Here is a 26,213-nt window from a genome sequence, read left to right on the forward strand (position 1 = left end):
GACCGAGGTGACAGGCTCGTTCGGCGACCGGGGGCGGCGGCTATGGCGTCGACATCGATGCGAACTATATGTTTGCCGAAGATCCCCGCCGTACCACTCCCTTGAAAAAGCCGTTGCTCATCTTTCTGTTCCTCGTCTTCGCACCGCTTGCCGCATCGGCGGCGAGATATTTTTGGCTGGATGATGGCCGCCAGAGCTGGCAGACGGCCGACCGCTCCAGCGCGGGTCTATTGACCGCCGCGGCCGACCACCGTGAGGCCGTCATCCGGGTGTTCGGAGCAAGAACGGTGAGATGGCGCGGCATCTTCGCGATTCACACCTGGATCGTCGTCAAGGAGAAAGATGCGCCGTCGTACACAAGGTACGACTACACGGCCTGGGGCGAGCCGATCCGCACCAACGGCTTCGCTCCGGACGGGCGATGGTTCGGCGCTGTGCCTGAAATCGTCGTGGCCGTCGATGGCGAGCGTGCGGAGGCGCTGATCCCGAAGATCAGGCATGTGGTCGAAAACTACAGGTTTCGATCCTATGGAGATTACAGCGTCTGGCCTGGGCCCAATTCGAACACCTTCGTGCAGGCCGCACTCGATTCCGTCCCTGAGCTCCGGGCCGTCCTGCCGCCGACCGCGATCGGCAAGGACTTCCCGTACACCGGCAAATGGTTCGGCGTAACGGCGTCCGGCACGGGCATCTACGCCTCGCTTGCCGGATACATCGGCTTCTCGCTCGGCTGGGTCGAAGGTCTGGAGATCAATTTCTTCGGCGCCGTTCTCGGCATCGACATCCGACGCCCGGCGCTCAAGCTACCTGGCCTCGGTCGGCTTGGGGTAACCCCCGGCCTGTCGTGATGGAGAGCGAACTGCTGGGTTGGCCGCACCGTTTGTGGACTGCTCAGTGCTTTCGTAAGAGCTTGGATCGATAGAAGAGCTGGCTGCTTACTGACGTGATGTTTGTTCCTGCCGAGCATCTGTTGCGCTCAAGCGGGACCAATCAGGACGACGGAGCCTGTCGCGCTCATCGCCCTTCCTCACGGTTGCGGAATGTTCTTCTGACTGAGCCATGTCCGCATCTCGCCGATCTCCCGCCTTTGGGTGTCGATGATCTCGCGAGCAAAGTGCTGGTTTCGAGAATCCTTGCCGAACTTGAGGACGATCTCGGCCATGTCGACTGCGCCTTGATGGTGAGGGATCATGCCGAGCACGAAGGCTGCATCGGGATCAGCGTTGGTGATGCCTCGTATCATCGGACCGTGCATGCGGTCCATGGCGGCGCGGTAGGCATCCGGAGCCGTCAACCCTATCGCCGCAGCGCCGTGCATGCCATGCGGATGTTCGGGGTTCGGCGTATGGGTCAGCCGCTCTCCAGCCAGCGTTCCGATGTCTCCTTCGAGGCCATAAATCGCAATGTGCAGTCCCCAGTAACCCGTTGTGAAAATGACTAGCGCCGCCGCAAGTCCGGTCGGGACGCCGGCAAGCCTTCGCTTGAGTGCGGGCAGGAAATGAACCTCACGACTATGATCGGCAGCAATGGCAACAACGACCGCCATGATGAGCGCGTGTCCGATCAGGTCGGTTCGCCCGAACGGATAGACCGCTGCGTTGAAGATGATGAAAAGAGCGATGGCCGACAGCCGGCGGACAAGCGGCGTCCAGATCAATCCGAATCCCATCGTGAATTCGGCGACGCCCGCCATCGGGATAAATACGTCGCGCGGCATGCCGAAGGTCAAGAAGGGCTTTTCCTGCACGAGCGGGTAGAACCAGTCCGGATAGGCAAACTTTTCGAGGCTCGACCACATCAGCGCGATGGCGACGCCCCAGCGCAGCGCCTCGAAGCGATGGTTGCGCCATTCCGGATTGGATGAAGCCTCCAACACCAGATAGGCGGCGACACCGACTCCAAGCGCCAGGTAGTCCAGCAAATGGAAGACATCATAGTCGCGCAGCGCGAGTAGCCACAAGGCGATGATCCCGAGAGCCGCAAGTGGCTGCGTCTTGCGAGAGAAGATCAACCCGGCGATCAGGAGCTGGGTCCAGGACACCCATTCGGCCGGCGTTTTGAGATCTGGCGTCAGGTAGACGCCGCCGACGGCGAAGATCGCCACGAAGAAGGCGGCGATGACGACGCGCACGAAGTCGTCGAGGCGCATCCAGAGAGGGTCGGTGATGCGATCCATGGCCAGCAGGACCGACTCGCCGGCGCTCGACTTCTCGATGGCTCGTGACGCGAGGAAGAATGCCAGCACGAGCGCAATGCCGGTCCAGAACCATACATTGGTCAACGTGGCCCCGATCGACTGTGGTGGCGCTCCGACAATATAGGGCGCAAACCATTTGACATGTGCGTGAGCCGGCACCGGGGCCGCGACCGATGCGAGGATGATCAGGGCCAGCAGGCAACCAGAGGAGCGAAGCTGCATCACGGCGGACGCGCGCTGTATGCCGTGCAATGCTGAGCGCGCGTACCGCCGTGGCAGCGAGCTATTGCGGCAGGTAGCCGCCGTTGATCACAACTTCGGCGCCGGTGATGTAAGCGCGTAAGCACGCGTCGAAGGAGGCTGTGAGCTGGTTCACATGCTCTCTTAGTTAAACGGAGTACGGTTGGAAGAAGCCGGATAAGAGAAGGGCATCGCGTCGGCGCAGCGTCCGCTGCCGGAATTGGGCTTTTTCGGTCCAAACGTTTTCAGAAAAGTCATTTGCCATGTGTATTTTCACAAGCCGAGCCCGGCGCGCGGCAGGTCATAACCAAGCAAGCCGACCTTTCCTCTACCTTTTGGCTTCCATACTCTCGGCGGCCTGCGTCATTTCCTTTGCGAGCGCCGCGTCCGCTCAATGCGCGGCGCGCGACGTGTTGCAAAACAAGCTGAAGCTCAAGACGCGCTCGGCTCCGGCGTCGCAACAGCCTATTAAGTCCGCGCGCGACGTTGCGACATGGAAAACGATCACAATAGGTACCTTCGCCGACTCTCTTGCCTTGCGCAACGAACTCGATAGCAAGGGCTGCAATGTCGGTGGTCAAGCCGCTGAAATCCTTGCTAGGCCGACGTTCACCGTTAGCTCTCGGAAGACATATGTGGAGCTTCTCGATCTATCGCCTGCGCAGCTTGGATTCACGTCCGATACCGTGACTTTGGCTAACGTTTACGCACGCGCCCAGCAGTTCGGCCTCGAACTCGCTGCGGCCGAAATCGGCCCGCAATTGCGTCTCCAATATTTCGACCAGCCTATCGGCGAATTTCTCATCATCGGAATGGACCCGATCAAGACGTGGAGCGGCGAGCCGATCATTCTGAATGTGGCAAATGGCGGCGTCGGATTGATGCTCATCGGTCAGGATGGTCGCTCCGAAGCGGATATACCCGTAGCATCTCGTTTCATTTTCGTTCGATCCCATCGACCGGCAGCTGGCCGCGACGTCGTCGGGCCAATAGCAGGAGCCTTTCCGCCGCCGTGAGCGGACCGACGCGCTTTTGCATCGAATGTCAGGTCAATTGGCCTTCAGCCGAACTGCCCATGACCGCCGCGAAGCCTGCTCTCGGAGAGAAACCGGACCGGACGAGCAGAGCGGTCGGACCGCAGCTTGTGACCCGTTGCGGTCATGCGACAACCCGCTCATTCAATCCGTTCCCTGCTGACGAACAGTCGTCGCGGATCGATGACTGCAGTATGACGGAACTGCTTATCGATGTGATAGGCGAATTCACCCGAAGCGGAGTTGCTGTGGTCGCAGAGACGACCATTGCTCCTCTCGCTTCCGATTGCGGCCCCCGCACTGCCGCGCGGATCATCTCGCGAGTCGTGATACTCGAGGCCGAGCGGACCGAGCGCCGAGACCTGCGTGACGTACTCACCTGATTTCGCCCAGTGGAAATGCCAGGTCTCGCCCGGGAGGACAATGACGCTCCCAGGTGGATAGGCCTTGAGCTTGTCGTCATCGAAGGCTTCTCCAAGGCCGATATAGAAGACCCCGGATATGACCGTGTAGATCCGGTCCTCCGGATGCTTGTGCGGCATAAGCTTCGTTCCGCGCGGTCCTTTAACCCAAATTAGGTACGGCCCCGGTTCGGCGGGGTGACCAACCATAACAGCTAGACGTGCGCCCGCTGGAAACGGGAACGGCTCCCACGTAATTTCTTCCGGCAGAATCGCTCGGAATGTATCCTCATCCAATTGATGCTCGAGGATCATAACCTCTCCTCTGCTAGCGAAGACCTGAGAGGGGGCCGCCTCGGGGCAGCCCCTTGTCGCGGATTCTCCGGATGGTTAGTTGTTCAGCCGGCCGACGTGATATCCGAGCCGGTTCTCAACATCGCCCGGCCGATGGAAGCCACGATCGAGCAGGATCTTGATTCGGCTCTGGCTGGCCGGACGCTGGACCGACGCGAGGAAAGCGTCCCATTCGGGCGCGATGTCCGCATCCGACGGCAGGCTCGCGACGTTGACCAGCCGCTTTGTCTCGGCGATCGCTTGCTTGTCGAAGGAGGCGATTCGTGTGGCCAGGGCGTCAACGAAGCCGTCGAGTTCTGCGTCCGTCAGCGATCGATTGACGTAACCGTAGCGTTCCGCAAGATCCCCGCTGATGTCATCGGCGCCTAGCAGCACCTCAAGGGCACGACCCCGGCCGATCAAGCGCGGGAGCCGCGCCATTGGGCCGCCGCCCGGCACGAGGCCAGCGCCGACTTCCCATTGCGACAGGATCGCATTTTCGCGGCTCGCAAAGCGCATGTCGCTTGCCAGCGCCAGTTCGCTGCCAACGCCGGTGGCGCGGCCACGGACCATGGCGATTGACGCGACCGGCGCGCGACTCAGACGGACCAGCAGGTCAGGTAGCGCCTGCAGTCCGGTGGCCCCCGGCGGAATCTTCGTCGACTCCTCCAGCGGGGCGAAGAAATTGTAGTGCGTCAGGAAGAAGCCCTCGACTGCGCTGTCGAACACGACCACCTTGACCTGCGGGTCGGTCTCGATCGCCGTGATGATTTCGTTGAGCTGCGGAATGTTCTCGGGCCCAAAGATATTCAGCGGCGGAAGGTCGAAGGTGACGCGCCAATAAAATGGCGTGCGGCGTTGCAGCCTGATGCCGCGGGTGGCTGCAGGCTTCAGGAGCTTGAGCAGCGCCTCGGCGCCGGCCTTTGACGAGGCTGGATTCTGGCCGGTGACGAGCCTTCCGTCGGTGATGACAAAGCTCTGCCAGTCCGGCGCCTTTTCAAATAGCCCGCCCAGCCGCCTCAATTCGTCTTCGACAAGGAACGGCACGACCTTCGTCAACCCAACCGCTTCTTCCTCACTGTTGGTGAATCCGGCCACGCGCTTGCCCTTCACGATCGGCTCGCCGTTGTATGTGACGTGCCGGAGCACGCCCGGCGCATGGCAGACGGCCGCCACCGGCTTGCCGGCGTTGTAAAAGGCTTCGATCAGCGCGACGGAATCCGGATCCTCGGCGAGGTCCCACATAGGGCCGTGACCACCCGGATAGAATACCGCATCAAAGTCTGCGGGCTTCATCTGCGACAGCTTGCGCGTATTGGCAAGAACCGCCTGCGCTGCGGGATCCTGCTTGAATCGCCTGGTCAGGTCGGTCTGACCTTCCGGCGTATCGCTGACGGGATCGAGCGGCGGCTGACCGCCCCGGGGCGAAGCTACGGTGATGTCCGCGCCGGCATCAAGGAAGGTGAAGTAGGGCGCCGCAAATTCCTCGAGCCAGAAACCGGTCTTGCGGCCGGTGTTACCGAGTTGATCGTGCGAAGTCATGACCATCAGGATTCTCATTGGAAACTCCCATTGTCGGCGCCATCAGGTGAACACGCCGTGTTTGGTTTGAGTGGCAAGGGGCGTCAGGTGCTGATGGGGGCGCGCAATATCCTCGCGCGCCTCCATTTTTCAGGACGATTGACGCAAAGAGCGGAACGAGGCGCGCATCTCCGCGCTGAACAGCTCGGGCTGCTCCCAGGCGGCGAAGTGTCCGCCGCGATCAAGCCGGTTGAAATGGATCAGCTTGGGATAGGCACGTTCCGTCCAACTCCGTGGGGCGGCGTAGATCTCGTCCGGGAACACGCTCACTGCGACCGGAATAGTGACATTCTTCGGCTGGAAGAACTGAAGCTTGTTCTCCCAATAAAGTCGCGCCGATGACATTGCCGTGTTCGTCACCCAGTACAGCGTTATGTTGTCGAGGATGTCGTCCCGCGTGAGCCCGGCGGTCTCGCCGCCGAAGACTCGGGCAATAAGCTGATGGCTGCGTGTATCGTGGTCGAGGATCCATGCTGCGAGGCCGACCGGCGAATCCGTGATGCCGTACAGCGTCTGCGGCCGGTTGGCCATTTCGATAGCGTAGCCGAGGCCGTGTTTGTAGAAGAAGTCGAGCTGGTTCCACGCGTTCTGCTCTTCGCCGGAGAGACCTGACGGCTGCTTCCCACCGGCCTGGAGCGAAGCCGCAACGTCGTCAGGAACAGTTGCAGGCATGTTGGTGTGGATGCCAACAAGTTCGGGTGCGCCGAGAAGCGCCATCTGTTCGGTGATGGCGTTGCCCCAGTCGCCGCCTTGCGCGACGAACCGCATGTAGCCGAGCCGCTTCATCAACACGATCCAGGCGCGCGCGATGCGCTGCGGATCCCAGCCGGTGGTCTCGGGCTTGCCGGAAAACCCGTAGCCGGGGATCGACGGGATCACCACGTCAAAAGCATCCGACGCTGCCGCCCCGTGGGCAAGGGGATTAACCAGGCGATCAACGATCTTCAGCTGTTCGATGATCGAGCCGGGCCAGCCATGCGTTACGATCAGCGGCAGCGCATTGTCGTGCCGGGACCGAACGTGAATGAAGTGGATGTCAATCCCGTCAATCTCGGTGATGAATTGCGGCAGTGCATTGAGCCGTGCTTCCACCTTGCGCCAGTCGTAGTCCGTCTGCCAGTACTGGACCAGCTTCTTGACGGTCGCGAGCTGCACGCCCTGACTGTCGTCAGTCACGGTCTCCTTCTCCGGCCACCGCGTCGCCCCGAGGCGGTGACGAAGGTCGATCAAAGTGGCCTCGGGAACATGGACGTGGAAGGGGCGGATTTCGCCAGCGGTCTTGCCCGAGGCGGGCTGCAACGGCAGAAGGCTGACGGCTCCCGCGGCGACGATGCCCATGGCGGCGGTACCCAGCAGTTGGCGGCGATCCTGGTCGATCGTTTCGGAAGTGGACTGCGCGATCATTTTAATCTCCTTGGTTTGCGGGCCGTCGATATGGCCGGCCAGGCGGTTCGTGACGCCGCCACACTTGCGCAGAACCTGGGAGATTGCTCGTTAGGTGATGTAAAAGCGCGTTATGCTCCGCTGGGCCGCTCGCTTGCCTCGCGATAACGCGAAGCGTCGCCCACCGAGAATGATCAGGACTGGAGCAGGCCGCGAGCCGACTGCAAATCGGCTGTCTCAAGCCCCTCACTGAAGCGAGCCAACGTCTGGGCTAAAGCCGTCAGCGCGGATTTCTTACCCTGTTTGCCGGAAAGCACGACCAGCGTAATCTCGGAGCGCAGCCGCCAGGACAACGCGCCTTGCGTCTCGGCGAGTTCAATGGATGATTTGAGGCTCTGCCTCGCGCCGTCTTCGTCGCCGCCCTGGGCCTTCAGCTTGCCGCGAAGCCGGAGCAACTCCGGCATATCAAAAATCTCACCGCCGGCGGATGTACGGGACATCGAGTTGTCGAGCGCTTCAAGCGCTTCCTCAACCCGCCCTAGCCGGCCTAGCCCTTGCGCTAGGTCGGCGCTGAACCCGGATGCGTAGAGTTCGTAGCGGTCGGCGTGCAGGCGGGGCAGCACGTCGTGGAGAAGATCGACGCCGTCCTTCACGTCGCCGCGGGCTACCATCACCTGACCACGGAATCCGTCGGCCACGGCCTGATACGGAACGAAGCCGTGCATCAAGGCGTGTTCGCTCAGGCGCGCGGTCAATTTTTCCACGCACGCCCAATCGCCGACCCAGCCAAATACTGATGCAGCCCAGCACAGCGCGATGCTGTACATCACAACGTCTTTTGGCGCGGCATCATTGGTGACCGCACGGGCGAGTTCCACCGCTTGATCAGGAAATCCCCGCAACCACAATGTTCGCGCCAGCGGAATGCGTGGCGTGCGCGCAAAGGCGAAGTGGCTGGGACCGGCAACGCGCAGCGCGATGTCGTTTTGCATGGCCTTTTCGAGGTGATGCTGCGCAAGGATCTGATTGCCGGCCAAATGATGGGAAACGCCGAGCAGGACGCTTGCTCCGGCAAGTCCTGCGGGATCGCCGATCTCGCGTGCCACTTCCTCGGCCGCCTCCGCGGACGGTACCAGGCGGTCGCATTCGCCGGTTCGCCGGTAGAACATGTTGAGGCGCGACAGCAGCCGGAATTGGTTGGGTCGATCCGACAATTTCCTTGCGACGGAGAGCCCTCGTAGCAGCGCGGCCTCGGCCTGCTCGCTGTTGCGCTCTGTGAACATGGCTGCGTGACCGAGCGCCGATTGCAGTTCGATTTCCCAGATTCCGCCGCGGTTGGTGTCGTCGAGCGCTCCGAGGGCGCGTTGCGCCACCCGGCTGCACTCGTTGAGCAGGTTCAGTTCGACGAGCAGCGGAGCACTAGCGCCGCTCAAGGGAACGCGCAATTCTGCCGCACCTTCATCCGAATAGGCCCATGACAGCGCGGCACGCACGTCGCCGAGCAGTTCGGAGCGCGCCGGCAGGCCCAGGGCATTTCCGTTCGACCCGCTACGGACCAGCGCGCTCATCACGTATTCCGCGTGCCGTCGCGCGATGGTATTGGCCTCGCCGCTTTCGCTGAGCCTTTTCAGCGCGTAGGTCCGGGTGGTGTCAAGCAACCGATACCGCATCGACGATTTGATTGGCCTGGCTGACAGCAGGGACTTGGCGACGAGTTGCCCGATCATGTCGATGACCTGCTCGTCGTCGGGCTCAGCTCCGGCAACCGCTATTGCAGCTTCCAGGGTGAACGCCCCGGCGAACACGGCAAGCCGCCGAAGCGCCAGCCGTTCGGCGTCGGTGATGAGATTGTAGCTCCAGTCCAGCATTGCGCTCAGCGTCTGGTGGCGCGGCGGTGCCGTACGACGCCCCCGCCATTCCAGTTTCAGCCGACCGTCCAGCAGCGCATCGATCTCGCGCAGGCCGTGCGCGCCGAGGCGAACGGCCGCGAGCTCGATGGCGAGCGCGATGCCGTCGAGTTTCTCGCAGATGCCGGCGAGGAGCCGCATATTGTCGGGACTCATCTCCACGCTGTATCCGGCCGCCGTCGCTCGTTCCGTAAAGAGCCGGACCGCCGGATAGGCCAGCATCTCCTCCGATGTGAGCGCCTGGTCCGCGGGGGGGGTTGCGAGCGGCGGCAACTCGACGATCTGCTCTCCCTGAACCAGCAAGGATTCTCGGCTGGTGGCAAGAATGCTGGTGCCAGGCGCCTGCAGATAGATGGCTTCGGCGAGCCGTGCGGCATGTTCGATGACGTGCTCGCAGCTGTCGAGAATGAGCACGACGCGCCGGCCGCCCAGGAATTGCACGATACTTGAGGTCGGGTCCGCGGTTTGCACGACCAGATTGAGCGCCGAAGCGACGGTGCTTGGAACAAGCTCGCCTTCCTTCAGGGGCCCAAGATCGACGAAGCGCACTTCCTGCGCGCGGCCCGACAATGCGTGGGCAACCGCAAGCGCAACCGTCGTCTTCCCGATGCCGCCAGGTCCCCGCAGCGTAATGAACTGCTCGGCGAGTAATCGCTCCGAGAGGCGCTGAACCACATCTTCCCGTCCGATCGTGCGGGTCAGCAGCAGCGGAAACGACGGTTCGCCCGAGACCATTGCCGCCGGCTTCGGGGCATCCTGCGCCGGCTGGCGCTGTTCGATGGTCGCAACGAAGCAGTATCCCCGATTGGGTACGTTGGTGATGAAGCGCGCACCGTCCTTGCCGTCGCCGAGCACCCTTCGGATCTCTGCGATGTGGACGCGGAGACTGGCCTCGTCCACCGTCAGGTTCGGCCAGGCGTGCGCCAGCAACTCGTCCTTGTGAATAATGTCTCCCGCACGACCAACCAGCAGGCACAGAATGTCGAGCGCGCGGCTACCGATCTTGACGGGACCCTGATCTTTTTCGAGCAATCGGGATTTTTCGTAAAGACAAAACCGGCCGAATCTTACGCCCAGGGAATCAGGCTCGCTCGCGCGAGATGGCTGTGCGCCTCTGTGCTTTGCTGGGAGGCTGGAAGGCATCGCCCGCTACTTCGACAATCGTCGCGATGCAATCCGCGGCGCGCGCGTTGCTTCGTTGCCGTTTATTTCGCGCATTTCACAACTATTCCGGGAAAATTAGCAGTACTGCGGTCGAGGCCAATGAGGAAGCATGTCGCGGGCGGAGCTTCAAATCAATACACAGTTAGGTCATGGGAGATGCGCCCAATATAGGGTCACGATCCGGCATTCGACTCGGCCGGGCTGAAACGAACCACAGATAGATCTATGCCGACCATCAGATCTTCCGGGATCGGCTTCAAATCACGGTCGCGCAGATAGGCGCGCTGCCTGGTCGGAATCGTGATGCCGTCGATCACGACCGGCTCGGAGAAGTATTGGGCGGCAGGAAAATTGCCGGCGATCTGCACGTGATAGTCGTGGCGCCTGATCAGCATGTCGGGTCCGAAATAGAAGTCCTGCTCGAGGCTGTGGCTGGCTAGCCTCTCCGGAAACACGGCCCGCAATCCGCGCCAGATTTCCGCGCCTTCGCGCCATGGTTCGATCTCGCGCAGCGTGAAGCCGCGCATCGTGAGCAGGAATGGCACGGTCAGGCAAGTCCAGAGCGCGTAGCCGCCGAAATAGGCCCGGTGCAGTAGATCCCAGGCGGTACGCATGTCGTGGCCATCGAACGATGCGCGCGGGTTCCTGCGCTCGGCGATTGTCCTGCTGCCGCCGGACAGGATCGCGACGCGGTCGGGGGTGAAGTCACTCCGTTGTCCAGGTTTGCCGATATCGTCGACAGACGCCCATTGCCGGTGCAGATCGACATGCACCGTCCTTGGAAGGCCACTCTGGTGCACGCATTTCAGGTCCCAGAGTTCGCCCGTGATGACGAACGATGCGCTGAGACGGCCGTGCGCCCGCCAGCGGCTTTCGCCACCATGAGCTTCGATCGCTTCGGCCAGGAGCGGAATCATGTCTAATTCTCCCCGTTTCAACCTGGCCATGGTGCCGCCGCCTACGCGCGCGGCGCGAGTTCATAGATGTAAAGCGATGTTAATGGCCGCCCGCGGAAGGCTGGACCGGCATGCGAACCGCCGGAATGGCGCCGTTTCGCGCCAAATAACATCAGTTAACGGGCGGAAATCGCCGTGTCGTTGCACAGTGAGCTCGCAACCAAGCTCGACCGAAAGCTGGACGGGCCAACGACAGGAAAATTACCATGTCAGACAAGATCGACGTTCAGCGCCGCAACTTCTTCGGCACCGCCGCGATGACGCTCGCCACGGCTCAATTTGCTCTGGCCGGCACCTCGCAGGCTGGCCTTACCAAGCTGACCGCCGCAGCCGATGCGGATCTCAACCGGACGAAATCGGGCAGCCTACCAGCGATCAAGCCGGGCACGAATACGGCTTTCTCTGCCCTCAAGCAGATCGATGCTGGCCTGCTCAATGTCGGTTATGTGGAGACCGGCCCGACAAATGGACCCGCGGTCCTGCTGCTGCACGGCTGGCCCTATGACATCTACAGCTTCGTCGATGTCGCGCCGCTGCTCGCCGGCTCCGGCTATCGCGTGATCATCCCGTATCTTCGCGGCTACGGATCGACGCGGTTTCTCTCCCCGACATCCTTTCGCAACGGTCAGCCTTCGGCGATTGCGCTAGACATGATCGCTTTACTCGATGCGCTTAGGATTGAGAAGGCTGTTGTCGCCGGCTTCGACTGGGGCGCGCGGACCGCCAACATCATGGCGGCGCTGTGGCCGGAACGCTGCAAGGCGATGGTATCTGTGAGCGGGTATCTGATCGGCAGCCAGCAGGCCGGCAAGATGCCGCTGCCGCCGAAAGCGGAACTGCAATGGTGGTACCAGTTCTATTTCGCCACCGAGCGCGGCCAGCTCGGCTATGACAAGTATCGCCGGGAATTCTCCAGGCTGATCTGGCAGCTGGCGTCGCCGAAGTGGAATTTCGACGATGCCACTTTCGAGCGCAGCGCGAGCGCCTTCGACAATCCGGATCATGTCGCGATTGTCATTCACAATTACCGCTGGCGGCAGGCGCTTGCCGATGGCGAGGCTAGATACGAGGACATCGAAGCGAAACTCGCGCAGGGTCCTGCCATCGCCGTGCCTACAATCACCATGGAAGGCGACGCCAACGGCGCGCCGCACCCGGAGCCGGCCGCCTACGCCAAAAAATTCTCTGGCAAGTACGAGCATCGGACCATCTCGGGCGGCATTGGGCACAATCTGCCCCAGGAGGCGCCGCGCGCATTCGCAGGGGCGATCATCGATGTCGATGGCGAAGCCTGATCCCGTCGAGCGAACGAGGAGAATGTGACCATGCGCAAGACAAGTGTTCTGGCGGCACTCGCCCTCATCGCGTTGCTCATGCTGATCCAATTCAGCCCGCCGTTTCTCTATGGTTAGGAGGTCGGTATGAGCGTGCGGGCAACAAATCGCGATCTGCGTTCGACACGACAGTCGATCGCCTATCGCAGCATCGAGATCGAAGGCCTCGAGATCTTCTACAGGGAGGCAGGGTCGGTCGATGCGCCGACCGTGCTGCTGCTGCACGGCTTTCCATCCTCATCGCGGATGTGGGAGCCGTTGCTGCCGCTCCTTGCCGATCGATATCACCTGATTGCGCCTGATTATCCCGGCTTCGGTCACAGCAGCGCGCCGCCGACATCCGATTTCACCTATACGTTCGACCGGCTCGCGCAGATCATGGACACGTTTGTGACGAAGCTCGGCCTCGCCAAGTATGTCCTGTTCGTTCAGGACTATGGCGGGCCCGTCGGCTTCCGCCTAGCGCTCGCTCATCCCGAACGGGTGCGCAGCATCGTTGTCCAGAACGCGGTGTCGCATGAGCAGGGTTTGAGTTCGCTGTGGGACGCCCGCCGCAGGTACTGGGCCGATCCGGCCGGCGAACTCGATAACCTCAAGGCCAATTTCACCTCGCTGGAGGCAACCCGGCTGCGGCATGTCGGGACCAGCCCGCATCCCGAGCGGTATGATCCGGATAGCTGGACCGACGAGCACGCGTTTCTCTCCCGTCCGGGTCAGGCGGATATTCAGGCGAAATTGTTCCTGGACTATCGCAGCAACGTCGCATCCTATCCGCGCTGGCAGAAATGGCTTCGCGAAGTTCAGCCACCGATGCTAGTGGTCTGGGGAAAGTACGATCCTTCGTTCACCGTGGCGGGGGCAACTGCGTACGTCGACGATGTGCCTGACGCGGAGGTCCACCTGCTTGAAGCAGGTCATTTCGCGTTGGACGAGGCGACCGATAAGGTCGCCGAACTGGTTCGGCGCTTTCTTGCTAAATGCTAGGTGTGGTTGGTTAATGGCGCCTATGGCCCAATGCGGACATCCAGATGCGCGACTTGATTGTCGCCTCCGGAGCAGACGCGACAGAACGATCGGCGCCCTACGCTCTTCGCATCAGCTTGAGCGACGCCGTCAGCCGCAGGCTCCGCTTTCCCGCGAGCGCGATGCCTTCGAGCTCGCCGCTGTCTTCCGTGCAGGTCCCGGAGAAGCCGATGCCGACCTCGAGGCCGCCGAACACCGGGTTCTCGCCTTTCGCCGGCGTGTGCTCCTGGTTCAGCATCTCGCCCTTCCAGCGGCCGTCCGCCGAGGAATAGGCGCCGAGATAGTAGAAGAACGCATCGCCGCCGAGGATGCGCCCGTCGATCAGCAGCATCACGCCGGACAGTCCAGCATCGACGCCGTCGAGCGCGCGCAAGCCCATCCCATAGAGCCCGTTGGCGATGCCGCCCGGTCCGACCGTTCCGCTCGGCGGCAAGCCTTCGTCGTCGAGGCGCGTGAGATTGGCCCAGAACCTGGCGCCGGGCATGGTGTCCGCGCCGCCCTCGAGACGGATCTGGTTGCCGTAGAGCCGGCCACGCGCTCCGATCGAGGCGACGTCGGCGCCCATCAGCGGCTTGTAGCTGGGGTCGAGGTTGTGCCGCTCGGTGATGACCTGGGCGATGATCTCGCCGTCGCGCTCGACATAGGTACCGAGATGCGCGAAGCCAGAATTGCCGCCCAGCATCCTTCCGTCGTGCAGGCACATGATGCTGCAGCCGAACCCATCGTTGACGCCGTATTCAACCTTGTAGAGCCCGTCCAGCAACGTCTTGAACCTGCAAATCGAAAATGAATTGCGGGCTACCTAGCACCGACGCCACAGCGAAGCCACCGGCTTCTGCGCGCATCGCCACCCCGGGGACCTCCGCCCGCCGTGATGCCATTATGCCCCTGTTTTGCCCGACGGGTCAAAACTTCACTTCGTAAAACCCGCAGTCAATGATTTCAGGGACTTGGCTACTGTGCATGGGGTTGTTTTGGAGGTTTATTTGCCGGCCTCCGAAAAAAGCTCCTCGGCCGATCGGCGACCAGGCTCGAACCTGCTCCCACGGACGCACGACCAATCGCGCATGGACACGCAATCAGCCGAGGACGAGCTCAGCGCGATCATCGCCGGCGCCGCGAAGCAGCCGCTGCTCGATGCCGCCTACGCGCTCTGGCGCCAACGCTACCGGCTGGAGACCATCGCGGGCCGCCCCACCGCCGAAGAGGTGCGGGTCAATCGCACCTTCTCGCCGGAGGAATTCATCATCCAGTACCGCCATGAACGCGCCCACGCCCATGAAGGGCCGATGTTCGGCTATGTGAAGCGCGCTCATCCGCGCGCCGACGATCAGGCGATCCGGCAAGCCATCATCACGGCGGTCAAATTCGAAGACGCCTACAACAAGCACTTCGACTGGAACGGCGATTTCGACGATTGCGTGGCGCGCGCGGTGAAACAGGCCGCGCGGAAATATCCGCATTATCTCGAGACCACCTACCGCGATGCCCGCAACGATCTCGCCTACTACATGAAGTGAACTAGAGCATGATCCGGAAAAGTGTGAAGCGGTTTTCCGAAAAGATCACAATAGGCTAAAGCGCGATGACGATTCATCCTGATCGCATCGCGCTTTAGAAGCACAGCGTGGTGACCAGCCTGCCCTGCTTGTCCTTGATCGCATAGGGACAGCGAATGCGCTCCAGCGCCTTCTTGGCATCCTCGTCGCCGAGCGCGGCGGCGCGCTCGTAGTAGGCCTTTGCGGCGTCCTTGTCCTTCGCACCGCCGCGCCCCTCCTGCGCGAAGGCGCCCATCCGCTCCAGCGCGCCTGGATGGTTTTGCGCCGCCGCCTTCTCGAACAGCGCGCGCGCCGCGACATCGTCCTTTGCGCCGCCATCGCCTTCAGACAACATCAGGCCGAGCTGGTACTGCGCTTCCGCATTGGTCTCGGCGGCCTTGCCGAGCAGCGCACGGGCTTGGGCGGGATCGGCCGGCGCGGCGCCACCTGCGCCACCGAGCGCTGCGAGATTGCTGACGCCGCGCGGGTTGCCGGCCTGCGCCGCCTTCTCGAAAAGCTTACGCGCCTGCGCCTCGTCCTTGGCGACGCCCGAGCCGGTGGCGTAGGTAACACCGAGCTCGACCATCGCCGCACTCGATCCCTTGTCGGCCGCCTTGCGCCAGGCCGCGATCGCCTCCGCGGTCTGCCGGTTCGCCGCGTAAGCGCGCCCGAGCTCGAACATCGCGCGGCGCGAGGCGTTTGCCGCCTGCTTGCAGAACTTGACCGCGGTCGCGATGTCGGCGGAAGCGATCTCCGCGACGCCCTTCACGTCGCCCGGCTTGTCGGGATCGCTGGGATCGGCGGCAAGACGGTCGCACAACACGAGATCGGCTGATTGCGCCTGCGCCGTCAGGGGCGCGGCGAGCGCAAAGAGCATGGCAAGGAGGAAAGTCCGCATGATCGTCACGTTGCGTCTGTGGCCCGGCAAATTCAAGGCTCAAGTCGGTTCGCGTCTGCGATGGGTGGCTCAGGCGCGATGCATCAGCTTGAGCGCTGCGGTCAGGCGCAAGCTCCGCTTGCCGGCCAGCGCGGTTGCCTCCAGCACCGCCTGCTCCGCGTCATAGCTGCCGGAGAAGCCGATGCCGACCTCGTGGCCGCCGAAGATCGGATCGTCCTTGGCCGGCGTGTGCTCCTGGTTGAGGATCTGGCCCTTCCAGCGTCCCTTCGCGGCGGTGTAGCTGCCGAGATAATAGAAAGCCGCATCGCCGCCGAGGATGCGGCCCTGGTTGAGCAGCATCACTCCGGTCAGTCCGCCGTCGAGGCCGTCGAGCATGCGCAAATGGATGGAGTAGAGACCGTCGCTGATGCCGGCTTCGCCGACGCCGCCGGCGATCGGCACCTCCTCGTCAGTGATCGGCGTCATCAGCGACTGAAACGGAACGCCCGGCAGCTCCTTGAGCTCGCCTTTGAAGCGATAGAGATCGCCGTCGGCCCAGCCCTTCGCGATCAGGGTTGCATCGTCGGTGCCGGCCATGGCGCGGTAGCTCGGATCGGGATTATGGCGGACGGTCTTGATCACGATGTCGACGCCGCTGCCCGTCTTCTCGTAGCTGCCGATATGGGCGAAGGCCGAATTGCCGCCGAGCATCTTGCCTTCGCCGGCATGCATCACGCTTCGGCCGACGGTATCGCCGAGCTGAAATCTCACTTTGTAGAAGCCTTCAATCACCAGCCGTGTCCCCGGCCCTGCGCGCATCCAGATGCACTCTATCCCGCTTTCGGCGGCGATGGACAAGTTTCGCGGCGCAGCGCCGGGTGTCTTGGGATCATCAAAATGCAAAAAATCCGCCGGAGCCTTCGCTCCGGCGGATTGCAAGCCAACCCGGGCCAGCCCCCAGCCCGGGCCGGGAGGATCTTAGGCCGCGGCCTTCTTGTCGGTCGGCACGGACGAGATCGTCTTCAGGATCTGCGAAGCGATCTGGTAGGGGTCGCCTTGCGAGTTCGGACGGCGGTCTTCCAGATAGCCCTTGTAGCCGTTGTTGACGAAGGAGTGCGGAACGCGGATCGAGGCGCCGCGATCGGCAACGCCGTAGCTGAACTTGTTCCACGGCGCGGTCTCGTGCTTGCCGGTCAGACGCTTGTCGTTGTCCGGGCCGTAGACGGCGATGTGGTCCATCAGGTTCTTCTCGAAGGCGGCCATCAGCGCCTCGAAATACTCCTTGCCGCCGACTTCGCGCATATAGGCGGTCGAGAAGTTGGCGTGCATGCCCGAGCCGTTCCAGTCGGTGTCGCCGAGCGGCTTGCAGTGGAATTCGATGTCGATGCCGTACTTCTCGGTGAGGCGCAGCATCAGGTAGCGGGCCATCCACATCTGGTCGGCAGCGGTCTTGGAGCCCTTGCCGAAGATCTGGAATTCCCACTGGCCCTTGGCGACTTCCGCGTTGATGCCTTCATGGTTGATGCCGGCAGCCAAGCACAGGTCGAGATGCTCTTCGACGATCTTGCGGGCGACGTCGCCGACGTTCGAGTAGCCGACGCCGGTGTAGTACGGGCCTTGCGGCGCCGGATAGCCGGCGGTCGGGAAGCCGAGCGGACGGCCGTCCTTGTAGAAGAAGTATTCCTGCTCGAAGCCGAACCAGGCGCCGGAATCGTCCAGGATGGTGGCGCGCTTGTTGGACGGATGCGGGGTCTTGCCATCGGGCATCATGACTTCGCACATCACCAGCACGCCGTTGGTGCGCGCACCGTCCGGAAACACCGCGACCGGCTTCAGCACGCAATCGGAGCTGTGGCCTTCGGCCTGCTGGGTGGAGGAGCCGTCGAAGCCCCAGAGCGGAAGCTGCTCGAGCGTCGGGAACGACGCGAATTCCTTGATCTGAGTTTTGCCGCGCAAGTTCGGAGTCGGCGTATATCCGTCGAGCCAGATGTACTCGAGCTTGTACTTGGTCATTGAGCCTCTCTGTAGATGATGCGAAAGGTTGGGGGCCCGGGAGGGCCCCCGCACGTTTGTACCCGGCCATCATCGGCCAGCCTTTCCCAAGCATTTCGCGTGCCAAAAGGCCGCAGTACGGGCGGTTTTCCACCGCTTCCGGCTCCTCTTCGCCACAGACGGGCCCTCCACGGCACCGTGCGTCATAGCCGCGCACCTTGGCCCGAAGCTGCGCTGCAAAAATCCGGCGGAAAACGCCCGATTTAGAAGCAGCGGACGCCGACCGCGCATTGCCGATGAAACGCGCATCAACGTCCGGTAACTTTCGCAAACTCCCCCACCCCTCCTCAGCAACCTTCGGAATGGCCCACGCGTTGGTCAGCGGTAGCGTGCCTTGGAGGATGCAGAAGGCTTCCTGCCTACAAATTGAGCGGAAACTGATTTCCTTTTCAGCACTTTCCAATCGGGGATGAGCGGCCGATATGGGGATTCCAGTAACCACAATCGAACGAGTCGGGCGCACCATGGAGGCCAAGGCGCTTCGACCAAGGAGAATCGCAATGATGAACAATGGTCTGAGTCACGGATCTGCAAAGATCTACCAATTCCCCGTCGGCGGCCGTGCGGCCCTCGCCGGACGCCGCTATGGCGAGACCCGCCTTCCCGCCGATCAGGCTTCGCTGCCCGCGAACGTCTCGATCTGCAGCGACAGCTGGTATCACCAGGATGCGGTCGACGAAGCCAAGCCCAAATGGGAACGCTGATGCCAGCTGCTGGTCTGACAGTGCCGGGCTTTCGCAAGCGGCAGCGGCAGTTTGAAAAAGGGTCGAAACAACGGCGTTTCGGCCCTTTTTGATTCCAGGCGCGCCCGCGCCTAGATCCCGGGCTTGTCGACCACCGCGCAGGCCGTAACCGGCCGCTTCAGGTGTTTGACCGTAGCGGGCCCGGTCTTGGGAATCCTCAGCGTGACTCCCGCCCCCGAATAGCGCATCCCCGAAACCGCCAGCCGCTTGGCGAGCGTAACCGGCTGGCCATCGATCTGGACGAAGGCCCGCTTGTCGTGGTCATAAAAGCCCAGGATGAACTGCGTACCATCGGCGCAGCGGTAGGTGTGGAAGGTCTGCGCATCGGCCTGCCGCGCGCCGACCATTGCGCCCGCCAGCATGCTGACCGTCAAAACAATGGCCTTGTGCCGGCCCATGATCGCCCCCTGTAATAGACCGCAAGGACGCCAAACGTGCATCCGGTGGAACCATAACCCAAGCTGATCCCATGCAAGACTCCTCCCTGAAGGACTCCCCCGCCCGCCATCTCGCCCTTCAGGGTGCGAGCAATTTCCGCGACCTCGGCGGCTACCCGACCATTGATGGCCGCACCACACGCTGGCGGCACATCTTCCGCTCCAACCATCTCGGCCAGCTCACTGCTGCCGACATCGAGGTCGTCCGCGCGCTTGGCGTGCGCAGCGCGTTCGATTTCCGTGGCCTGGAGGAGCGCGCGGCCGGCATCTGCGTCGTGGACGAGATCACGGTGCATTCGCTGCCGATCGAACCGACTGTCGTGGCCGGGCTGCGCGCCGAGCTCGCGAAGGGCACGCTGACCGCGGCCGTGGCGCTCGAGCTCATGCGCGAGTCCTATCGCAATTATGTGCGCCACAACACGCACAGCTTCCGCGCGCTGTTCGGTCATTTGCTGGAAGATCGCGCGCCGCTCGTGATTCACTGCACCGCCGGCAAGGACCGCACCGGCTTCGCCAGCGCGCTGATCCTGCATGCGCTCGGCGTGGCGGACGAGGTCATCGCCGAGGATTATCTCTTGACCAACCGGCACTACAAGCGCGACCCGTCGAACGTCTTCGATCTGCCCGCCGACGTCCTCGACGCGATCGGCAGCGTCGAGGCCTCGTACCTTGCGGCCGCGTTCGAAGCGGTCGGCAGCGAATATGGCGATCTCGAAACCTATTTGCGCGACGGGCTCAAGCTCGGCACGGCAGAGCGAGACGCGCTGAAGACGCGCTATCTGCAAGCATAGGGCGGCTGTGCCGGGAGAACGATCATGCAAGGCAAGATCTTGATCGTGACGGGCGCACGCGGCGCGCTCGGCCAAGTAGTCGCGGAAACGGCGCTGGTACGCGGCGCGCGCGTGGCTGGCATCGATCACGCGTCTTCGCAAACCGCCGCAAGCGCTGACCACATCGACATCGCGGGCGTTGACCTGTCCGACCCAGCGCAGGCGAAAGCGGCCGTCGATGCGGCGGCAAAGCATTTCGGCCGGCTCGACGCATTGATCAACATCGCCGGCGGGTTCGCCTTCGAGACTGTGTGCGATGGCGACATCGCGACGTGGCAGCGCATGCATAAGCTGAACGTGCTGACCGCGCTCAACGCCTCGCGCGCGGCGCTGCCGCACCTTGCCAAGTCCACGGCCGGCCGCATCGTCAATATCGGCGCCATGAGCGCACTGCAGGCCGGCAACGGGATGGGCCCCTATGCCGCGTCGAAAGCCGGCGTGCATCGCCTGACCGAGGCCCTCGCAAACGAGTGGAAGGGCAAGGTTACCGTCAACGCGGTGCTGCCCTCGATCATCGACACCGCGGCCAACCGCGCCGACATGCCGAAAGCCGACTTTTCCAAATGGGTGACGCCCCAGGAGCTCGCCGAAGTCATCCTGTTCCTCGCCAGCGATGCCGCGAGCGGCGTCACGGGCGCCCTGATCCCGGTCGGTGGCCGGGTGTAGTCGCGTTCCGATCAAAACGTTAGAGGCACCGGCTCCGATTCAATCGGGGCCGAGAACGCTCTAGACTGGCTGCAACTGATTCTCTGATCGGACGTCCCTTGGAAACCGCGCTTTACCTGCCCGTCAAACGCTTCCTCGAAGAGCTCGGCTTCACGGTCAAGGGCGAGATCGGTGGTTGCGATCTCGTCGGCCTCAGCGCGGGCGATCCGCCAGTGGTGGTGATCGGCGAGCTCAAGCTTGCCTTTAATCTCGAGCTGATCCTGCAGGCGGTCGATCGCGCGCCGGCCGGTGACGAGGTTTGGATCGCAGCGAAGATGTCCGCGCGCGGCAAGGGACGCGAGAGCGACGCACGCTATCGCAATCTCTGCCGCCGCCTCGGCTTCGGCATGCTCGGCGTGACCGATCGCGGCCAGGTCGAAGTGCTGGTGAAGCCGCCGACCGCGGCGCCGCGCCGCGAGCCGAAGGTGCGCTCGCGTCTCGTCGCCGAGCATCAGCGCCGCCAGGGCGACCCCGTGCTCGGCGGCAGCACCCGCGCACCGATCATGACGGCCTATCGCCAGCAGGCGCTGGCCTGCGCGTCGGCCCTTGCCGAAGGGCCGAAGCCGGTGCGCGAGCTGCGCGAACGCTGCCCCGATGCCGGCAAGATCTTACTTAACAATGTGTATGGCTGGTTCGAACGCACGGAGCGGGGAATCTACCGGCTCACCGAAGCTGGACACGCCGCCCTGAAACGTTGGCCTCAGCAACGGGTGGAGGTCGGCGCAGGTGCTGCGTCACCGCTGTGACACCAGACCGGTGCATAGCTGAGATGCCGCACCGATTTCATATTGCAATGCAACATTGGCGGCACTAGGTATCCCGGCATCAAGATGAGGCCGTTATGAGCGCAGACTGGAATACCAAATATGGCACGCGGCGCGTCCGCCACGATCCCCCGACCCTGGACGAGGCGATCTTCGCCGCTGTCGGCATCACAGACGACCAGGCGCAGCAGGCCGAGATCGCCGCAGCCTTGATGGGGATGCCGCTCGACGTCGTCCAGGCCGAGGTGAAGAAGCAGGCCCGCTCCAACAGCCGCATCACCGCCACCCGCGTGATCGCCGGCGAACAGGGCGCGCAGCGCTCCGTCGTGGTCGAACGCCGCGTCGTCCGCCGCTTCGGCGCCGGCACGCGCAGCTGAGCATTCCTTTCATCGCACCGAACACGAAAGCGGACCGGCCTGGCCGGTCCGCTTTTTGATTCCTGTCCGCAATTTCCCGGTTATGCGGCGCGATTGCCGTACATGCTCGAGATCAGCTTCCAGCACGTGCTGTTGAAGCTGAGAAGCGCGCGCCCGGCCGTGAACGGCGAGGCCGCGAGATCGGCAAGCTCGGCCTCGGGCGTCTTGGCGAGGTCGATCGTGCCGGTCGATTCACCATGGCGGAAAGCCAGATGGGCCCCGAACTTCCTGGCGAGCGCCCGCATCGCATGATTGTCCGCGCCCGTCGTGATGCGCAGCTGCTTGTAGCCCTTCCAGCGGGCCTCTGCGATCAGGCGGCGGAACAGCACGGTGCCGACGCCCTGGCGGCGCGCGGAGGCTTCCACGCTGAAGGCGACCTCCGGCAAGGAACCGTCCTCCGGCGGGTGCAGCTCGGCCGCGCCGCGCACCACGCCTTCGACGATATAGGCAACGATGACGGTGCCGTCCTCGGCACAGCGGGCGGCGTAGCGCTCGATGAAGCTGTCGTCGAGAAAGCCGTTGAAACGGTCGTGCCGGCTGCCGGCATCAAGCCTCAGCAGGTGATCGCGCAGGAGCGGCAATTCTTCCTGCTGGATCAGGGTCCGCACATAGCCGGGAACGGTACGGACGGTGTCTTCAAGTACCACGTCAGAACTCCTCTTGGTGTCCCTCGAGGAGGCGTTCGAATCCCTAGGCCTCCTATATTGTGCATCGCACCATGATTTTCAAGACGGAGACCTGCCCAAGTTTCGGGCACCGAAGCGACCAATTCGTTAATAAAATCAAAGTCCCATAGTTTCACAGGACCAGCTGGGTCTGGGTCACCACCGCAACCAATTTGCCGTCCTCGGTTTCCAATCTGGTGGTCCAGACCTGGGTCCGCCGCCCTCTGTGCACCGGGGTCGCGGTGGCGATGACCGTGGCCCCCTCCTTGGCCCCACCGATGAAATTGGTCTTGCTCTCCAGCGTGGTCGTCCCCTTGGCGTCCTCGGGCAGATTGATCACGGTCGCCGCCGCGCCGACGGAATCGGCCAGCGCCATCACGGCCCCGCCGTGGATGGTGTGGTAAAGCGTGCAGAGTTCGGGCCGGACTGTCATCCGCGCCACCACGCGGTCCTTCTCCGCCTCGACAAACTCGACGCCCTTGAGTTCGGCGAACGGCATCTTCATCGCTTTAAGCTTCTCGAGCGGCGTCATCGGATCTCCTCCCAACTTCTTGTTGGCTCAACGTGAATTGCTTCAAGCCGCAAAGCAATGACGTCCGAGGTAATGGCGATGCTGACATCGGCGCGCAGAGCCGGGAAGCGCTGCACTGCGCCCGGGGGCGCGAGACCGCCCTCACGTCACTGCATGCACGACCTGATATTCCGGCCGTCGCCACATCTCCCCCGAAATCACCTCCTCGATGATCTCCGCGGCCCGCACGATCTCGCTCTCGCCGATGTACAGCGGCGTGAGGCCGAAGCGCATGATGTCGGGCGCGCGAAAGTCGCCGACGACACCGCGGGCGATCAGGGCCTGCATCGCGGCGTAGCCGCCGGCGAAGGCGAAGGAGACTTGCGAGCCGCGCAGCTCATGGTCGCGCGGCGTCACGAGCTTGAGTTGCGGACAACGGCGCTCGACTTCACCGATCAGGAGATCGCCCAGCGCCAGCGAACGCGCACGAACCTCGGTAATATCGACCTTGTCCCAGATATCGAGCGAGGCCTCCAACGCCGCCATGGCGAGCACCGGCGGGGTGCCGACGCGCATGCGCTCGACGCCGCCCGCGGACGCATAGGCAAGCTCGAAAGCAAACGGTTTTGCGTGGCCCATCCACCCCGACAGCGCGGCGCGCGCGCCGTCGGCATGGCGCGGTGCGACATAGAGGAAGGCCGGCGCGCCGGGGCCGGCGTTGAGATATTTGTAGGTGCACCCCGCGGCGAAATCGGCGCCGCTCCCGGCGAGATCGACCGGCAGCGCGCCGGCGGAATGGGCGAGATCCCAGACCGTGACGATGCCGAGCGCATGCGCTTTCGCTGTCAACTTCGCCATGTCGTGGCGGCGGCCGGTGCGGTAGTCGACCTCGGTGATGTACAGAACGGCGATCTCCTCAGACAATGCGTCCTCGATCTCCTCCGGTGCTACCAGGCGCAATTGATGGCCCCGTCCGAGCGTCGCGATCAGGCCTTCAGCCATGTAGAGGTCAGTCGGGAAGTTACCGGTATCCGACAGGATCACCTTGCGCGAGACGCTCATGTCGAGCGCGGCAGCTAGCGCCTGATAGACCTTGAGCGACAGCGTGTCGCCGACCATGACCGAGCCGGCCTCCGCGCCGATCAACCGCGCGATGCGGTCGCCGACATGGCGCGGCTGCACATACCAGCCTGCACTATTCCAGGCGCGGATCAGCTCGTTGCCCCATTCCTCGGTGATCACGCGGTTGACACGCTCGGCAACGCCCAGCGGCAGCGCACCCAGCGAGTTGCCGTCGAGATAGATCACGCCGTCAGGCAAATGGAACAAGGCTCTAGTATCGTCGTAGACGCGAAGCCGGGTCATGGACATCCCTACAGAATCGTACGCACGCGCCAGAGTTCGGGAAACAGTTCGACCTCGAGCATGCGCTTGAGATAGCTGACGCCGCCAGTGCCGCCGGTGCCACGCTTAAAGCCGATGACGCGCTCGACCGTGGTGACGTGGTTGAAGCGCCAGCGCCGGAAATAATCCTCGAAATCGACCAGCTTCTCGGCCAGTTCGTAGAGCATCCAGTGGGTTTCCGGCGCCTCGTAGACGATCCGCCAGGCCTGCAGCACGCCTTCGTTGAAGCTGTGGGTTTCGCGAACGTCGCGCGCCAGCACCGCAGCAGGCATCTTGAGCCCGTTGCGGTCGGCAAGCCGCAGCACCTCGTCATAGAGGCTCGGCGTCGCGAGCTCGGCTTCGAGCAGCTTGATCGTCTCCGCATCGTGCGCGTGCGGCTTCAGCATGGCGTGGTTGCGGTTGCCGAGCAGAAATTCGATCAGCCGGTATTGCCGCGACTGGAAGCCCGAGGATTGTCCGAGTTGCGAGCGGAAGCGGGTATACTCGCTGGGCGTCATCGTGCGCAGCACGTCCCAGGCGCCGTTGAGCTGCTCGAAGATACGCGACATCCGGGCCAGCATCTTCATCGCGGGTTGCACCTCATCCCGTGAGATCGCACGGCGCGCAGCGGCGAGCTCGTGGATGGCGAGCCGCATCCACAGTTCCGTGGTCTGATGCTGGATGATGAACAGCATCTCGTCATGCGCCTCCGACAGCGGATGCTGCGCACCGAGGATCGCGTCCAGCGCGAGATAATCACCGTAGGACATGCGCCGGGTGAAATCGGTCTCGGCGCCTTCGCTTGTGGGATCGTAATCGCTGGACGTCATGGCTGGCCCCTCTCGATCGATCGTCCCTGGCCTCATTCATCGAGGCCGATCAGGCGCGCGGTGATCTGTGACGACGGATCCTTGAGCCCGTCGATCACCGTGAAATGGTTGAGGCCGGGCTCGACGACGAGGTGCGTCGGCACGTCGAAGCCGGTCCAGATGTTCGCCATCAGATCGGACTGGCGGATGAATTCGGGCCGCTCGCTGCCGCCGACCCAGGCCGTCACTGGCGAACGCCCTCGTGGCAGATGCAGCGCCGCGCTTTCCAGCGTCGCCTCCTCCATCGTCATGCGCAGCGTCTCGTTCATCCCCGTCTTCAGGAGCGGACGCAAGTCGTGCAGGCCGCTGATCGAGAGCGTACCGGCGATGCGGTTGTAGACGGCGGACTCGAGCCGGCTGTCGCCGCACAGCATGCGTGTGACGAGATGGCCGCCGGCGGAATGGCCGGCGAGCCGGATCGGCCCCGAGACGAGCGATGCCGCTTTGGCGATCGCGGCGGTGATCTCCGCAGTGATATCGGAGATGCGGGCAGCTGGTGCCAGTGTGTAGCTCGGCAGCGCCACCGTCCAGCCATGGTGCCGCGCACCTTCGGCGAGATCGGTCCAGGTCGATTTGTCGAAGCGCATCCAGTAGCCGCCATGGACGAAGACGACGAGACCCTTGCTGTCGCCGTCAGGCAGGATCAGATCGAGCCTCTGGCGCTCGCCGGCGCCGTAGGCGATGTCGGGGCGAAATTTCTTCAGCCCGGCGCGGTAGGCCGCTGCCCGCTCCGCCCACAGCGCCGGCATCTTGTCCGAGCCCGGGATGTGGGCCGAATTGGCGTAAGCGTCATCCCAATCGCGCATCGTTGCTCCCGAGGACTCGTCCGACGAACCGAAGCCAGTCTGCCACCGGTCAGGGCGGCATCCT

The 26,213-nt window shown here is 63.2% G+C and carries 26 protein-coding genes and 1 pseudogene; 10 read left to right on the plus strand and 17 right to left on the minus strand.

Translation table 11 applies throughout. From position 1 onward, the window contains the following. Positions 1–113: 113 nt before the first annotated feature. Positions 114–848, plus strand: a complete 735-nt coding sequence (locus tag I6F36_RS07880; protein ID WP_225171243.1) for a DUF3750 domain-containing protein — start codon at positions 114–116, stop codon at positions 846–848. Between the two features lie 179 nt (positions 849–1,027). On the opposite strand, the gene I6F36_RS07885 is transcribed toward I6F36_RS07880, so the two are convergent. After that, a complete protein-coding gene (locus I6F36_RS07885; protein ID WP_225171374.1) occupies positions 1,028–2,419 on the minus strand; it encodes a DUF305 domain-containing protein in 1,392 nt (463 codons plus the stop codon). A gap of 281 nt (positions 2,420–2,700) precedes the next feature. On the opposite strand from I6F36_RS07885, the gene I6F36_RS07890 reads away from it, so the two are divergent. Further along, the gene (locus I6F36_RS07890; RefSeq protein WP_225171244.1) at positions 2,701–3,453 is read left to right on the plus strand and encodes a hypothetical protein; all 753 of its coding nucleotides are present in this window, start codon (positions 2,701–2,703) and stop codon (positions 3,451–3,453) included. 158 nt (positions 3,454–3,611) lie between these two features. Here I6F36_RS07890 and I6F36_RS07895 read toward each other — a convergent pair whose 3' ends face one another. The 6 genes and pseudogenes from I6F36_RS07895 to I6F36_RS07915 all read right to left on the minus strand — a co-directional run bounded on the left by I6F36_RS07895 (position 3,612) and on the right by I6F36_RS07915 (position 11,157). Next, the gene (locus I6F36_RS07895; protein ID WP_225171245.1) at positions 3,612–4,187 is read right to left on the minus strand and encodes a cupin domain-containing protein; all 576 of its coding nucleotides are present in this window, start codon (positions 4,185–4,187) and stop codon (positions 3,612–3,614) included. 75 nt (positions 4,188–4,262) lie between these two features. Further along, positions 4,263–5,111, minus strand: a complete 849-nt coding sequence (locus I6F36_RS39515) for an enoyl-CoA hydratase/isomerase family protein (RefSeq protein WP_249788953.1) — start codon at positions 5,109–5,111, stop codon at positions 4,263–4,265. After that, positions 5,097–5,765: pseudogene (locus I6F36_RS39520) on the minus strand (type 1 glutamine amidotransferase domain-containing protein); the annotation flags it as partial. The pseudogene I6F36_RS39520 and the gene I6F36_RS39515, both read right to left, overlap by 15 nt. A gap of 111 nt (positions 5,766–5,876) precedes the next feature. After that, complete coding sequence (locus I6F36_RS07905) at positions 5,877–7,190, minus strand: epoxide hydrolase family protein (RefSeq protein WP_036022790.1); 1,314 nt, start codon at positions 7,188–7,190, stop codon at positions 5,877–5,879. 173 nt (positions 7,191–7,363) lie between these two features. Next, a complete protein-coding gene (locus I6F36_RS07910; RefSeq protein WP_225171246.1) occupies positions 7,364–10,108 on the minus strand; it encodes a winged helix-turn-helix domain-containing protein in 2,745 nt (914 codons plus the stop codon). A 305-nt stretch (positions 10,109–10,413) separates the two neighbouring features. After that, on the minus strand, positions 10,414–11,157 hold the full coding sequence (locus tag I6F36_RS07915; RefSeq protein ID WP_036022789.1) for a hypothetical protein: 744 nt from the start codon (positions 11,155–11,157) through the stop codon (positions 10,414–10,416). Positions 11,158–11,402: 245 nt separating this feature from the next. On the opposite strand from I6F36_RS07915, the gene I6F36_RS07920 reads away from it, so the two are divergent. Continuing rightward, on the plus strand, positions 11,403–12,491 hold the full coding sequence (locus I6F36_RS07920) for an alpha/beta fold hydrolase (RefSeq protein ID WP_036022787.1): 1,089 nt from the start codon (positions 11,403–11,405) through the stop codon (positions 12,489–12,491). A gap of 126 nt (positions 12,492–12,617) precedes the next feature. Further along, complete coding sequence (locus tag I6F36_RS07925; protein ID WP_225171247.1) at positions 12,618–13,514, plus strand: alpha/beta fold hydrolase; 897 nt, start codon at positions 12,618–12,620, stop codon at positions 13,512–13,514. 97 nt (positions 13,515–13,611) lie between these two features. Here I6F36_RS07925 and I6F36_RS07930 read toward each other — a convergent pair whose 3' ends face one another. Next, entirely contained in the window at positions 13,612–14,316 is a 705-nt protein-coding gene (locus I6F36_RS07930) for a hypothetical protein (protein ID WP_225140293.1), read from the minus strand. Between the two features lie 304 nt (positions 14,317–14,620). Between I6F36_RS07930 and I6F36_RS07935 the strand changes: the two genes are divergently transcribed. Beyond that, positions 14,621–15,073, plus strand: a complete 453-nt coding sequence (locus tag I6F36_RS07935; protein ID WP_225171248.1) for a hypothetical protein — start codon at positions 14,621–14,623, stop codon at positions 15,071–15,073. A gap of 94 nt (positions 15,074–15,167) precedes the next feature. On the opposite strand, the gene I6F36_RS07940 is transcribed toward I6F36_RS07935, so the two are convergent. The 3 genes from I6F36_RS07940 to I6F36_RS07950 all read right to left on the minus strand — a co-directional run bounded on the left by I6F36_RS07940 (position 15,168) and on the right by I6F36_RS07950 (position 17,981). Further along, positions 15,168–15,989: a tetratricopeptide repeat protein gene (locus I6F36_RS07940; RefSeq protein WP_036000453.1), complete on the minus strand. Its 822-nt coding sequence runs from the start codon at positions 15,987–15,989 to the stop codon at positions 15,168–15,170. 69 nt (positions 15,990–16,058) lie between these two features. Continuing rightward, positions 16,059–16,760, minus strand: a complete 702-nt coding sequence (locus tag I6F36_RS07945; RefSeq protein ID WP_036022782.1) for a GrlR family regulatory protein — start codon at positions 16,758–16,760, stop codon at positions 16,059–16,061. A 186-nt stretch (positions 16,761–16,946) separates the two neighbouring features. Beyond that, positions 16,947–17,981, minus strand: coding sequence for a glutamine synthetase beta-grasp domain-containing protein (locus I6F36_RS07950; RefSeq protein WP_036000382.1), 1,035 nt, complete (start codon positions 17,979–17,981; stop codon positions 16,947–16,949). A gap of 539 nt (positions 17,982–18,520) precedes the next feature. Between I6F36_RS07950 and I6F36_RS07955 the strand changes: the two genes are divergently transcribed. Further along, positions 18,521–18,724, plus strand: coding sequence for a DUF2735 domain-containing protein (locus I6F36_RS07955; protein WP_036022780.1), 204 nt, complete (start codon positions 18,521–18,523; stop codon positions 18,722–18,724). A 110-nt stretch (positions 18,725–18,834) separates the two neighbouring features. Here the strand turns inward: I6F36_RS07955 and I6F36_RS07960 are convergent, their stop codons facing one another. Further along, positions 18,835–19,161: an MliC family protein gene (locus I6F36_RS07960; protein ID WP_036000389.1), complete on the minus strand. Its 327-nt coding sequence runs from the start codon at positions 19,159–19,161 to the stop codon at positions 18,835–18,837. An 86-nt stretch (positions 19,162–19,247) separates the two neighbouring features. On the opposite strand from I6F36_RS07960, the gene I6F36_RS07965 reads away from it, so the two are divergent. From I6F36_RS07965 to I6F36_RS07980, 4 genes are all read left to right on the plus strand, one after another. Next, positions 19,248–19,991: a tyrosine-protein phosphatase gene (locus I6F36_RS07965; protein ID WP_036000457.1), complete on the plus strand. Its 744-nt coding sequence runs from the start codon at positions 19,248–19,250 to the stop codon at positions 19,989–19,991. 24 nt (positions 19,992–20,015) lie between these two features. After that, positions 20,016–20,696, plus strand: a complete 681-nt coding sequence (locus I6F36_RS07970) for an SDR family oxidoreductase (protein ID WP_225171249.1) — start codon at positions 20,016–20,018, stop codon at positions 20,694–20,696. Between the two features lie 98 nt (positions 20,697–20,794). Further along, positions 20,795–21,481: a DUF2161 domain-containing phosphodiesterase gene (locus I6F36_RS07975; protein WP_057029000.1), complete on the plus strand. Its 687-nt coding sequence runs from the start codon at positions 20,795–20,797 to the stop codon at positions 21,479–21,481. Between the two features lie 95 nt (positions 21,482–21,576). Continuing rightward, positions 21,577–21,876, plus strand: a complete 300-nt coding sequence (locus tag I6F36_RS07980) for a hypothetical protein (RefSeq protein WP_036000395.1) — start codon at positions 21,577–21,579, stop codon at positions 21,874–21,876. An 80-nt stretch (positions 21,877–21,956) separates the two neighbouring features. On the opposite strand, the gene I6F36_RS07985 is transcribed toward I6F36_RS07980, so the two are convergent. From I6F36_RS07985 to I6F36_RS08005, 5 genes are all read right to left on the minus strand, one after another. Further along, positions 21,957–22,562, minus strand: coding sequence for a GNAT family N-acetyltransferase (locus I6F36_RS07985; protein ID WP_036000398.1), 606 nt, complete (start codon positions 22,560–22,562; stop codon positions 21,957–21,959). A gap of 151 nt (positions 22,563–22,713) precedes the next feature. Further along, positions 22,714–23,112, minus strand: a complete 399-nt coding sequence (locus tag I6F36_RS07990; protein ID WP_036022775.1) for a PaaI family thioesterase — start codon at positions 23,110–23,112, stop codon at positions 22,714–22,716. A 141-nt stretch (positions 23,113–23,253) separates the two neighbouring features. Beyond that, positions 23,254–24,456 (minus strand): kynureninase, encoded by a 1,203-nt coding sequence (gene kynU, locus I6F36_RS07995; RefSeq protein WP_036022791.1) that lies wholly within the window; start codon positions 24,454–24,456, stop codon positions 23,254–23,256. An 8-nt stretch (positions 24,457–24,464) separates the two neighbouring features. Continuing rightward, positions 24,465–25,304 (minus strand): tryptophan 2,3-dioxygenase, encoded by an 840-nt coding sequence (gene kynA, locus I6F36_RS08000; RefSeq protein WP_036033884.1) that lies wholly within the window; start codon positions 25,302–25,304, stop codon positions 24,465–24,467. 32 nt (positions 25,305–25,336) lie between these two features. Beyond that, positions 25,337–26,149, minus strand: a complete 813-nt coding sequence (locus I6F36_RS08005) for an alpha/beta hydrolase (protein ID WP_225171250.1) — start codon at positions 26,147–26,149, stop codon at positions 25,337–25,339. Between the last annotated feature and the right edge of the window lie 64 nt (positions 26,150–26,213).

It is taken from the genome of Bradyrhizobium sp. BRP19 (assembly GCF_020194195.1).
GTDB classification, from domain to species: Bacteria; Pseudomonadota; Alphaproteobacteria; order Rhizobiales; family Xanthobacteraceae; genus Bradyrhizobium; species Bradyrhizobium yuanmingense.

Excerpts from the sequence above, each read along its gene's own strand:
- I6F36_RS07885 (WP_225171374.1), bottom strand. The coding sequence starts at position 2,419 with ATGCAGCTTCGCTCCTCTGGTTGCCTGCTGGCCCTGATCATCCTCGCA.
- I6F36_RS07890 (WP_225171244.1), top strand. The coding sequence starts at position 2,701 with ATGTGTATTTTCACAAGCCGAGCCCGGCGCGCGGCAGGTCATAACCAA.
- I6F36_RS07895 (WP_225171245.1), bottom strand. The coding sequence starts at position 4,187 with ATGATCCTCGAGCATCAATTGGATGAGGATACATTCCGAGCGATTCTG.
- I6F36_RS07905 (WP_036022790.1), bottom strand. The coding sequence starts at position 7,190 with ATGATCGCGCAGTCCACTTCCGAAACGATCGACCAGGATCGCCGCCAA.
- I6F36_RS07915 (WP_036022789.1), bottom strand. The coding sequence starts at position 11,157 with ATGATTCCGCTCCTGGCCGAAGCGATCGAAGCTCATGGTGGCGAAAGC.
- I6F36_RS07920 (WP_036022787.1), top strand. The coding sequence starts at position 11,403 with ATGTCAGACAAGATCGACGTTCAGCGCCGCAACTTCTTCGGCACCGCC.
- I6F36_RS07925 (WP_225171247.1), top strand. The coding sequence starts at position 12,618 with ATGAGCGTGCGGGCAACAAATCGCGATCTGCGTTCGACACGACAGTCG.
- I6F36_RS07935 (WP_225171248.1), top strand. The coding sequence starts at position 14,621 with ATGGACACGCAATCAGCCGAGGACGAGCTCAGCGCGATCATCGCCGGC.
- I6F36_RS07940 (WP_036000453.1), bottom strand. The coding sequence starts at position 15,989 with ATGCGGACTTTCCTCCTTGCCATGCTCTTTGCGCTCGCCGCGCCCCTG.
- I6F36_RS07950 (WP_036000382.1), bottom strand. The coding sequence starts at position 17,981 with ATGACCAAGTACAAGCTCGAGTACATCTGGCTCGACGGATATACGCCG.
- I6F36_RS07955 (WP_036022780.1), top strand. The coding sequence starts at position 18,521 with ATGATGAACAATGGTCTGAGTCACGGATCTGCAAAGATCTACCAATTC.
- I6F36_RS07960 (WP_036000389.1), bottom strand. The coding sequence starts at position 19,161 with ATGGGCCGGCACAAGGCCATTGTTTTGACGGTCAGCATGCTGGCGGGC.
- I6F36_RS07970 (WP_225171249.1), top strand. The coding sequence starts at position 20,016 with ATGCAAGGCAAGATCTTGATCGTGACGGGCGCACGCGGCGCGCTCGGC.
- I6F36_RS07980 (WP_036000395.1), top strand. The coding sequence starts at position 21,577 with ATGAGCGCAGACTGGAATACCAAATATGGCACGCGGCGCGTCCGCCAC.
- I6F36_RS07990 (WP_036022775.1), bottom strand. The coding sequence starts at position 23,112 with ATGACGCCGCTCGAGAAGCTTAAAGCGATGAAGATGCCGTTCGCCGAA.
- kynU (WP_036022791.1), bottom strand. The coding sequence starts at position 24,456 with ATGACCCGGCTTCGCGTCTACGACGATACTAGAGCCTTGTTCCATTTG.
- kynA (WP_036033884.1), bottom strand. The coding sequence starts at position 25,304 with ATGACGTCCAGCGATTACGATCCCACAAGCGAAGGCGCCGAGACCGAT.
- I6F36_RS08005 (WP_225171250.1), bottom strand. The coding sequence starts at position 26,149 with ATGCGCGATTGGGATGACGCTTACGCCAATTCGGCCCACATCCCGGGC.